General features: G+C 72.4%; 7 protein-coding genes. 6 read left to right on the plus strand and 1 reads right to left on the minus strand.

Going from position 1 to position 9,397, the window contains the following annotated elements; all coding sequences use genetic code 11:
- The 4 genes from ABT122_RS32510 to ABT122_RS32525 all read left to right on the plus strand — a co-directional run.
- Positions 1 to 2,343, plus strand: a 2,343-nt coding sequence (locus ABT122_RS32510) for an amino acid adenylation domain-containing protein (RefSeq protein WP_351559599.1), incomplete at its 5' end; no start/stop codon positions are given.
- Between the two features lie 81 nt (positions 2,344 to 2,424).
- Positions 2,425 to 3,912, plus strand: coding sequence for a tryptophan 7-halogenase (locus ABT122_RS32515; protein ID WP_351559601.1), 1,488 nt, complete (start codon positions 2,425 to 2,427; stop codon positions 3,910 to 3,912).
- Positions 3,913 to 3,927: 15 nt separating this feature from the next.
- The gene (locus tag ABT122_RS32520; RefSeq protein WP_351559603.1) at positions 3,928 to 5,070 is read left to right on the plus strand and encodes an acyl-CoA dehydrogenase family protein; all 1,143 of its coding nucleotides are present in this window, start codon (positions 3,928 to 3,930) and stop codon (positions 5,068 to 5,070) included.
- A gap of 79 nt (positions 5,071 to 5,149) precedes the next feature.
- Positions 5,150 to 6,451, plus strand: coding sequence for a cation:proton antiporter domain-containing protein (locus ABT122_RS32525; RefSeq protein ID WP_351559605.1), 1,302 nt, complete (start codon positions 5,150 to 5,152; stop codon positions 6,449 to 6,451).
- Here the strand turns inward: ABT122_RS32525 and ABT122_RS32530 are convergent.
- On the minus strand, positions 6,386 to 7,723 hold the full coding sequence (locus ABT122_RS32530) for an aminotransferase-like domain-containing protein (RefSeq protein WP_351559607.1): 1,338 nt from the start codon (positions 7,721 to 7,723) through the stop codon (positions 6,386 to 6,388). The genes ABT122_RS32525 and ABT122_RS32530 overlap by 66 nt on opposite strands.
- A 257-nt stretch (positions 7,724 to 7,980) precedes the next feature.
- On the opposite strand from ABT122_RS32530, the gene ABT122_RS32535 reads away from it, so the two are divergent.
- Both ABT122_RS32535 and ABT122_RS32540 read left to right on the plus strand, forming a co-directional pair.
- Positions 7,981 to 8,580 carry a DinB family protein gene (locus ABT122_RS32535; RefSeq protein ID WP_351559609.1) on the plus strand — a complete coding sequence of 200 codons (600 nt, stop codon included), beginning with the start codon at positions 7,981 to 7,983 and terminating at the stop codon, positions 8,578 to 8,580.
- The gene (locus tag ABT122_RS32540) at positions 8,577 to 9,224 is read left to right on the plus strand and encodes a LysE family translocator (protein ID WP_351559611.1); all 648 of its coding nucleotides are present in this window, start codon (positions 8,577 to 8,579) and stop codon (positions 9,222 to 9,224) included. The genes ABT122_RS32535 and ABT122_RS32540 overlap by 4 nt, the downstream gene beginning before the upstream one ends.
- Positions 9,225 to 9,397: the final 173 nt, after the last annotated feature.

Genomic DNA, 9,397 nt, shown 5'->3' on the forward strand with positions numbered 1-9,397 from the left:
GTGGAGGACGGGGAGCGGCTTCGTCCGGTGTCGGTGGATGATGTGGCGTATGTGATCTATACGTCGGGTTCCACGGGCACCCCCAAAGGCGTGGCGATGCCCGCCGGAGCCGTCGTCAATCTGCTGCGCTGGCACGCGGAGCGGGACGCCGGTGACGGGGAGGGCCCGGAGCGCGTGGGCCAGTTCACCTCGCCCGGCTTCGATGTCTCCGTCCAGGAACTCTTCGCGACCCTGACCTCCGGCGGCACCCTGGTGATCCCGCCCGGCGAGGTCAGGGGCGACATGGACCGGTACGCCGGGTGGCTGGACGAGCAGCGGATCACCCGGCTGTACGCCCCCACCCAGGTGATCGAGGCGGTGGCCGCCGCCGCGGCCCGGCAGGACCGCACCCTGCCCGCCCTGCGCCATATCGCCCAGGCGGGCGAGGCCCTGGTCGCGGGCGAGGAGCTGGTCCGCTTCTGCGGACGGGTCCCCGGCCGCAGGCTGCACAACCACTACGGCCCGACCGAGACCCATGTGGTCACCGCCACCACCCTGCCCGAGCCGCTCCCGGACGGACCCTTCGCCGCGTCCATCGGGGGTCCGATCGCGGGGGTGCGGGTGCGGGTGCTGGACGGTGCTCTGGAGCGGGTGCCGGTGGGGGTGGTGGGGGAGCTGTATGTCTCCGGTGGGGCGCTGGCGCTGGGGTATCTGAACCGGCCGGGGCTGACGGCGGAGCGTTTCGTGGCCGATCCGTTCGGTCCGGCCGGGGCGCGGATGTACCGCACCGGCGACCTGGTGCGCTGGGGCGAGGACGGTGAGCTGTGGTTCATGGGCCGGGCGGACCAGCAGGTGAAGGTGCGCGGGTTCCGGATCGAGCCGGGTGAGATCGAGCAGGTGCTGATGGGGCATCCGGCGGTGGCGCAGGCGGTGGTGACGGTCCGGGAGGACCGGCCGGGGGACCAGCGCCTCGTGGCGTACGTCCAGACCACGGACCCCCAGACCGCTCTCCAGCCCACTGCTCTCCAGCCCACCGCTCTCCAGCCCACTGCTCTCCAGCCCACCGATCTCCAGCCCACCGATCTCCAGAGCACGGACCTCCAGAGCACGGACCTCCAGAGCACGGACCTCCGGACCACCGGCCTCCAGACCGGAGATGCCCAGCCCACGGACCTCCAGCCCGCCGATCAGGGGCCGGCCGATCCGCAGGCCCTGCGCCGCCATCTCGCGGAGCTGCTCCCGGGCCATATGGTGCCCGCCGCCGTGGTCCCGCTGCCCGCGCTGCCGCTCAACCGCAACGGCAAGGTCGACCGGGCGGCCCTGCCCGCGCCCGACTACACGGGCCCCGCCGCCGGCCGGGCACCCGCCACCGCGCGCGAGGAGGCGCTGTGCCGGATCTTCGCCGAGGTGCTCGGCCGGCCCGGGGTCGGCCCCGATGACGGCTTCTTCGACCTCGGCGGCCACTCCCTCCTCGCCACCTCCCTCCTCGCCCGGACCCGCACCGTCCTCGGCGCCGACCTGCCGCTGCGCGATGTGTACGAGGCCCAGACGCCGGCCCGCGTCGCCGCCCTGCTCGACGAGCGCGACCGCGACGAGGGCCGGACCGGCGACCCGGCCGGAACCCGGCGTACCGCACTGCCCCTGGACACCCTGCTCCCGCTGCGCCGGGAGGGCACCCGGGCCCCGCTCTTCTGCGTCCACCCGGCGTCCGGGCTGAGCTGGTCCTACGCGGGTCTGCTCAGCACCCTCCGCGAGGACATCCCGCTCTGGGGCCTCCAGGCCCCGGGCCTGACCGGCGCCGGCGGCACCGACCCCCACCCGCCCGTGAGCCTCACCGACGCGGCGGCCCGGTATCTGGCCGAGGTGCGGGCCGTTCAGCCGCAGGGCCCGTACCACCTGCTGGGCTGGTCCTTCGGCGGCACGATCGCCCATGAGATGGCGGCGCTGCTCCAGGAGGAGGGCGAGCGCGTGGCCACCCTCGTCCTGCTGGACGCCTATCCGGGCCCCGCCGCCCTGGCCGCCCACCGCGCCGGCGCCGCCGATCCGGAGGTGCTCGACGAGGAGACCGCGGCCGTCCTCGACGCCCCCACCCGGCGGGCGGTCGCGGCGGCGGCCGAGCGCCACCGCGCGCTCATGCGGACCGCCCTGCCCCGGGTGTTCAAGGGGGACGCCCTGGTCTTCGAGGCCGTGTCGGACACGGACCCCGGGGCCACCACCGGGACCGGGGCCCTGTGGCGGCCGTACATCGACGGCGCGGTGATCACCCATGAGCTGGGCTGCGCGCACCGGGACATCGGCCGTGCCGATGTGCTCGCCCGGATCGGTCCGACGGTGTCCCACCGCATGTCCGCCACCGAGGTCTGACCACCCCCGGGCGGGGGCGCGACCCGCCCCCGCCCGGCGGGAACCATCAGCGAACCAGCAAGCCTTATGAGGGAGTTCGTCATGCCCAGTGAAGAGTTCGATGTCGTGGTCGTCGGCGGCGGTCCCAGCGGATCGACGCTGTCCACCCTGGTGGCCAAGAAGGGGCATCGGGTGCTCCTGCTGGAGAAGGAGACGTTTCCGCGCTACCAGATCGGCGAGTCGCTGCTCCCGGCGACCGTGCACGGCATCTGCGGTCTGCTCGGTGTCGCCGACGAGGTGGCGAAGGCCGGGTTCACGGTCAAGCGGGGCGGCACCTTCCGCTGGGGCTCCAACCCGGAGCCCTGGCAGTTCGCCTTCGCGGTCTCGCCGAAGATGGCGGGTCCCACCTCGCACGCCTACCAGGTCGAGCGGATGAAGTTCGATCAGATCCTGCTGGACAACGCCCGCTTCAACGGCGTCGAGGTGCGGGAGAGGTGCGCGGTCCTCAGGGTGATCGAGGAGAACGGCCGGGTCACCGGGGTCCACTACCGCGACGACGAGGGCCGGGAGCGCACCGTCCACGCCCGCTATGTCGTGGACAGCTCCGGCAACACCGGCCGGCTGCACAAGGCGGTCGGCGGCACCCGCGCGTACTCCGACTTCTTCCGGAACCTCGCCGTCTTCGGCTACTTCGAGGGCGGCAAGCGGCTGCCCGAGCCCAACTCGGGCAATATCCTCTGCGCCGCCTTCGACAGCGGCTGGTTCTGGTACATCCCGCTGAGCCCCACGCTCACCAGCGTCGGCGCGGTCGTCAACCGCGAATGGGCCGACCGTGTCCAGGGCGACCCGGAGCAGGCGCTGCTCGGGCTCATCGACGACTGCGATCTGATCAAGGACCATCTGTCGGAGGCCACCCGGGTCACCACGGGACCGTACGGGCAGGTCCGGGTCCGCAAGGACTGGTCGTACATCAACAGCAGCTTCTGGAAGCCCGGCATGGTGCTCACCGGGGACGCCGCCTGTTTCGTCGACCCGGTGTTCTCCTCCGGGGTGCACCTGGCCACCTACGGCGCGATGCTCGCGGCCCGTTCGATCAACAGCAGCCTGGCCGGCACCGTCCCGGAGGAGCAGGCGTTCGAGGAGTTCGAGCGGCGCTACCGCAAGGAGTACGCCGTCTTCTACGAGTTCCTGATCTCCTTCTACTCCCTCCATGTCGACGAGCAGTCCTATTTCTGGCAGGCCAAGCAGGTCACCGCCTACCCCAAGTCCGACCTGGAGGCCTTCGTCGACCTGGTGGGCGGGGTCTCCTCCGGCGAGCGGGATCTGATCGAGGCCGGTGACCGGCTCGCCAGCAGCTCGTGCGAGCTGTCCCGGGCCGTGCACGGCGCGGGCGCCGCGACCGGGGGCACCGGGGGTTCGCGCGGCGGCCTCTTCCACGCCCCGATCGTCGCCGACGTCATGCGGGAGGGCGCCCATGTCCAGGCGCGCGCCCTGCTCGGCGAGGACGCGGGCCCCGAGACGGCGGACCTCGACGGCGGTCTCGTCTCCTCCGGCGACGGACTGTCCTGGGTGCTCCCCAACCACGGCTGAGAGAGGACGACCACCGTGCAGAGCAGTGTCTACGAGCAGGAGCACGAGGACTTCCGGCAGACCGTCCGGGCCTTTCTCACCAAAGAGGCCGCGCCGGTGTACGACGAGTGGATCGAGGCCGGCACGGCGCCGCGCGACTTCTGGCGCAGAGCCGGCGACCTGGGGCTGCTCTGCTTCCAGGCGCCCCAGGAGTACGAGGGTCCGGGCTCCGACGACTTCCGGTTCAACGCGGTGCTCACCGAGGAAATGGAGGCTCTCGGCATCTCGTACGGCGGATTACGCGTCCAGAACGATGTTGTTCTGCCCTATCTGCTGCGGTATGCCACCGATGAGCAGCGGCGCCGCTGGCTGCCCGGGATGGTCGGCGGCGAGCTGGTCACGGCCATCGCCATGTCGGAGCCGGGCACCGGCTCCGACATCTCCGGCATCACCACGTCCGCCGTCCGCGACGGCGACCACTACGTGGTCAACGGGTCCAAGACCTTCATCAGCAACGGCACCCACGCCGATCTCGTCATCACCGCCGTGCGCACCGATCCCAAGCAGCGGTACGGCGGACTGACCCTGCTGATGGTCGAGACGACCGCCGGCGGATTCAGCCGGGGCGGCAATCTGAAGAAGATCGGGCAGAGCACCCAGGACACCTGTGAGCTGTTCTTCGACGATCTGCGGGTTCCCGTCGCCGACCGGCTCGGGGCCGAGGGCCGCGCCTTCGACTATCTGACGTCGAACCTGCCGCAGGAGCGCCTCTCCATCGCGGTGGCGGCGCAGTCCGGCGCGGAGGCCGCGCTGGAGCGCACCATCGGGTACGTCAGGGAGCGCACCGCCTTCGGCAACAGGCTGAGCGACTTCCAGAACACCAAGTTCGTCCTCGCCGAGTCGGCCGCGGAACTGCGGGCCGGGCGGGCGCTGCTGGACCAGTCCCTGCTGGCCCATGTGCGCGGCGAGCTCGACGCGGCCGAGGCGGCCGTCGTCAAGCTCTTCTGCACCGAGACACAGGGCCGGGTGGTGGACCGCTGCCTCCAGCTGCACGGCGGGTACGGCTATCTCCACGAGTACCCCATCGCCAGGTCCTGGACCGACGCCCGGGTCAACCGCATCTTCGGCGGCTCCAGCGAGATCATGAAGTCGATCATCGCCAACTCCCTCGACCTGTGAGCCGGGCGGAGGGCCCCGCGGGCGGGGAAGGCGCCCGGGGTGAGGGCGCCGGCGAGGACGAGGACGCGGAGGTCCTCCGGTGACGTCCCATCATGTCCTGCTGCTCTTCGCCGACCTGGCGCTGATCCTGGTCCTGGTCGGCCTGCTGCACCGGCTGTGCCGAAGACTCGGGCAGCCACCGGTCATCGGCGAGATCCTGGTCGGGGTCCTCCTCGGCCCGACGCTGCTCGGGGCGGGGGTCGCCGGGGCGCTCTTCCCCGGCGCCCTCCTCCCGGCGCTGCACGCGCTGGGCAATCTGGGGCTCGCCCTGCTGATGTTCACCGTCGGCATGGAGATCGACGCCCGGGTGCTCCGGGGCGGCGGGCGCCGGGTGGCCGGGGTGGTGATCGGGGCGGTGACCGTGCCGTTCGTCCTCTCGCTCCCGCTCGGTCTGTTCCTGCTGCGCGACCACACCCCGTCCGACCGGGGCGGCTTTCTGCTCTTCCTGGGCGTGGCGATGTCGGTGACCGCCTTCCCCGTGCTGGCCAGAATCCTGATCGATCTGCGCCTCCAGCGGACCCCGCTGGGCTCCACGGCGCTGGCGAGCGCGGCGGTCGGCGATGTGCTGTGCTGGGCGCTGCTGGCCCTGGCCGTCGCCATGACCGGCGGGGCACAGGAGGTGCCGGTCTGGCAGTCGCTGCTGATCGTGCCCTTCGCCGCCGGGATGCTGCTGGTGGCCGGCCCGCTGCTGCGCCGGCCCGGGCTCTTCCGGGCGGGGGACGGCCGGGCGGGGGACGGCCGGGCGGGCACCGGAAGGGCCGGCCAGGACAGCGGAACGCCGCTGATCGTCGTCTTCGGCGGGCTGCTGCTGTGCTGTGCGGCGACCGAGTGGATGGGCTTCCACTTCATCTTCGGCGCGTTTCTCTTCGGGGTGGTGATGCCCCGCGAGGGCCCGCTGGCCGGGCAGGCGGTGCGCGCGACGGCGGGCATCGGCTCGGCGGTGCTGCTGCCGGTGTACTTCGTCCTCGCGGGGCTGCGCGTCGATCTGTCGGACTTCGACGGCGGCGATCTGATCGACCTGGCGCTGATCCTGCTGGTGGCCATCGCCGGAAAGTTCGCCGGCGGCTTCGCCGGTGCGTACACGCAGGGCTTCGACACCCGGCAGTCCACCGCCATGGGGGCGCTGATGAACACCCGGGGCATCACCGAGCTGGTGGTGCTCGGGGCCGGTCTCGACCTCGGTCTCCTGGACGGCGAGCTGTTCTCGCTGATGGTGGTGATGGCCCTGGTCACCACCGGGATGACCACCCCGCTGGTGCGCCGGCTGGGGGTGGTGTCAGTCGGTGACGAGGTCGTCCGGGGCAGTCCTGGCCAGGTCGGCGAGCGTGGCGAGCGCCTGTGACAGGACATCGGGCCGGGGCGAGGCGAGGCCGAGCCGGACGGCGTTGGGGGCATGGCTGCGGCCGATGGCGAAGGCCGCCGCCGGGGTGACCCCGATGCCGTGCCGCGCGGCGGCGGCGACGAAGGTGTCGGCGCGCCAGGGGCGGGGCAGCTCCCACCAGCAGTAGTACGAGTGGGGGTCGCCCCGCACCGCGAACCGGCCCAGGTGGCGGGCGGCGATCTCCTGCCGTACCGACGCCTCCCGCTGCTTGGCCCGCACCAGCTTCCGCACCGTGCCGTCGGCCTGCCACTGGCGGGCCGCCTCCAGCGTGAACCGCATGGGGGTCCAGCCGCCCGAGCGCAGCGCCGTGGCGAGCGAGCTGAGGACGGCGGCGGGCGCCACCGTGTAGCCGAGGGTCAGACCGGGGGCGAGCCGCTTGGAGAGGCTGTCGACGAGGACGGTCCGCTCGGGCGCGAGGGCGGCCAGCGGCGGCAGATCGTCCCGGAGGAAGGCCCAGATGGTGTCCTCCACCGCCGTGATCCCGAGCCGCAGCAGCACCTCGGCGAGCCGCTCCAGCCGGGCTCCGGGCATGGTGAGCGAGAGCGGGTTGTGCAGGGTCGGCTGGACGTAGACGGCGTGCAGCGGGGCCTTGCGGTGGGCCTCCTCGACCGCCTCGGGGATCAGCCCCGACGCGTCCATCGCGAGGGGGACGAGGGTGACGCCGAGCCGGGAGGTGATGGCCTTCAGCACGGGGTAGGTCAGCTCCTCGGTGCCGAGGCGGGCACCGGGCGGCACCAGCGCGCCGATGACGGCGGAGATGGCCTGCCGGCCGTTCCCGGCGAAGAGGATACGGGCGGGGTCGGGGCGCCAGCCGCCGCGCGTCAGCAGATCCGCCGCCGAGTCCCGGGCGGCGGGGGTGCCGGCCGCGCCCACCGGGCGCAGCACCGGCTCCAGGACATCGGGGCGGAGCAGCCCGCCGATCCCGGCGGCCAGCAGCCCGGCCTGCTCGGGCACCACCGGGTAGTTCAGCTCCAGGTCGACGCGGGTGTCACCGGGTTCGGTGAGCGCGGGGGCCGTCGGGCGGGGCACGGCCCGGACGAAGGTGCCCCGGCCCACCTCGCCGACGGTCAGCCCCCGGCGGGCCAGCTCCTGGTAGACGCGGGTGGCGGTGGAGTTGGCGATGCCGTGGCGGCGGGCGAACTCGCGCTGCGGGGGGAGCCGGTCGCCCGGTCTCAGCCGCCCCGCCGTGATCTCCGCGCCCACCGCGTCGGCGACCCGCTGGTAGTCCTTCACCGCGCTCTCCTCTCCGCCGGGGTCCGGGCGGCCCGGCCGGGTCCGTTCCCGGGCCGGTCGGGGCCCGCCCGGTGAACCTTCCCCCTCCCGCACCCTAAGCACTTGATTGCACCGAGGTCAATGGGAGAGATTGCACCGGTGTAATGCGCGACCTACACTCGGAATTGCTCCGATCAGCACGGACCGGCCGGGTGGGGACACCGCACCGGTCAAGCACGGCAAGGGTGTGCAACCGCGAGGAAGGAACCCGTGGCCCGATGGACCCGACACCGCCCGCGCAAGGTGATTGGCCCGTCTTCCCACCGCCCCGGTGCGGTCGGTGCAATTTCGGCTCCCGGGCGTTCTCCCGGCCCGAGGCGGCGGGGCTGCTCCGGGAGTCCGCCGCCCGCTGGCAGCAGGTGCTGACCGACCCGGACACCACCGGGCAGCGCGTCGGCGCCCTCTCCTGGTCCCCGCTGGAGCACGGCTGCCATGTGCGGGACATGTGCCTCCTCTTCCACCAGCGGCTCGACGCCGTGCTGGGCCCGTCCGCGGCGGCCCCCGGCGCCGGCGAACCGGCCGCGGCCCCCGCCGAGTTCCCGGTGCTCTACCGCGACGAGGACCCCGGGCGCGCCGCCGAGGAGCTGGGGCGGGCGGCCGAGGAGCTGGCCCGCCGTCTGGAGCGGCTCACCGGCGACGACTGGGACCGGGGCGACACCCGCTTTCCCGGCGCGCGGCTCACGGTCGACTTCTTCACCCGCCATCTGCTCCACGACATCGTGCACGACCTCTGCGAGGTGTTGCGCGCCGGCCGCCGGGCCGGCGGGAACACGGCGCCGGGGTCCGGGCCACGGAGAGAGAAAGAGAGGTCGTCATGATCGAGCTGGGCGCGGTGCTCGGTGTGGTGACGGTGGCCCTGGGGATGGTGCTCACCCCCGGCCCCAACATGATCTACATAGTCTCCCGGAGCATCACCCAGGGCCGGCGGGCCGGGATCATCTCCCTCGGCGGGGTCGCCGTCGGCTTCATGGTCTATCTGCTGGCCACCAATCTGGGCCTGTCGGTCGTCTTCATCGCCGTGCCCGAGCTGTACATCGTGATCAAGCTGGCGGGTGCGGCCTATCTCGCCTATCTGGCGTGGAACGCCCTGAAGCCGGGCGGGCTCTCCGTCTTCGCCCCCGAGGACATTCCGCACGACTCCCCGCGCAAGCTGTTCATGATGGGCCTGATGACGAATCTGCTCAATCCGAAGATCGCCATCATGTACATCTCGCTGATCCCGCAATTCGTCGATCTGGACGAGGGCCATGTCCTCTTCCAGGGCTTTGTGCTCGGCAGCATCCAGATCGTGGTGAGCGTCGTGGTCAATCTGACGATCGTGATCGCCGCCGGGACCATCGCCGTCTTCCTCGCCCGCCGTCCCTCCTGGCTCCGGGTCCAGCGGTACGCCATGGGCGCGGTGCTCGGGATGCTCGCCGTCTCGCTGGCCATCGACACCTCGGTGCCGACCACGGTCAACTGAGCGGTCCGGAGGTTCAGCGGGTGGCGGTGAGGTGCTCCGCGTGCTCCTGGAGCGAGCGGACGCTCTCCTCTCCGCAGCTGAGTGCGTCGATGCCTTGGACGGCGGCGGCGAGGGCTTGGACGGTGGTGAGGCAGGGGACGGAGCGGGCGACGGCGGCGGTGCGGATGTCGTAG

Source organism: Streptomyces sp. NPDC001985, from assembly GCF_040296845.1.
GTDB lineage: Bacteria > Actinomycetota > Actinomycetes > Streptomycetales > Streptomycetaceae > Streptomyces.

Bases quoted from the DNA above. Each gene is read 5' to 3' on its own strand.
- ABT122_RS32515 (WP_351559601.1), top strand. From the start codon at position 2,425: ATGCCCAGTGAAGAGTTCGATGTCGTGGTCGTCGGCGGCGGTCCCAGC.
- ABT122_RS32535 (WP_351559609.1), top strand. From the start codon at position 7,981: ATGGACCCGACACCGCCCGCGCAAGGTGATTGGCCCGTCTTCCCACCG.
- ABT122_RS32540 (WP_351559611.1), top strand. From the start codon at position 8,577: ATGATCGAGCTGGGCGCGGTGCTCGGTGTGGTGACGGTGGCCCTGGGG.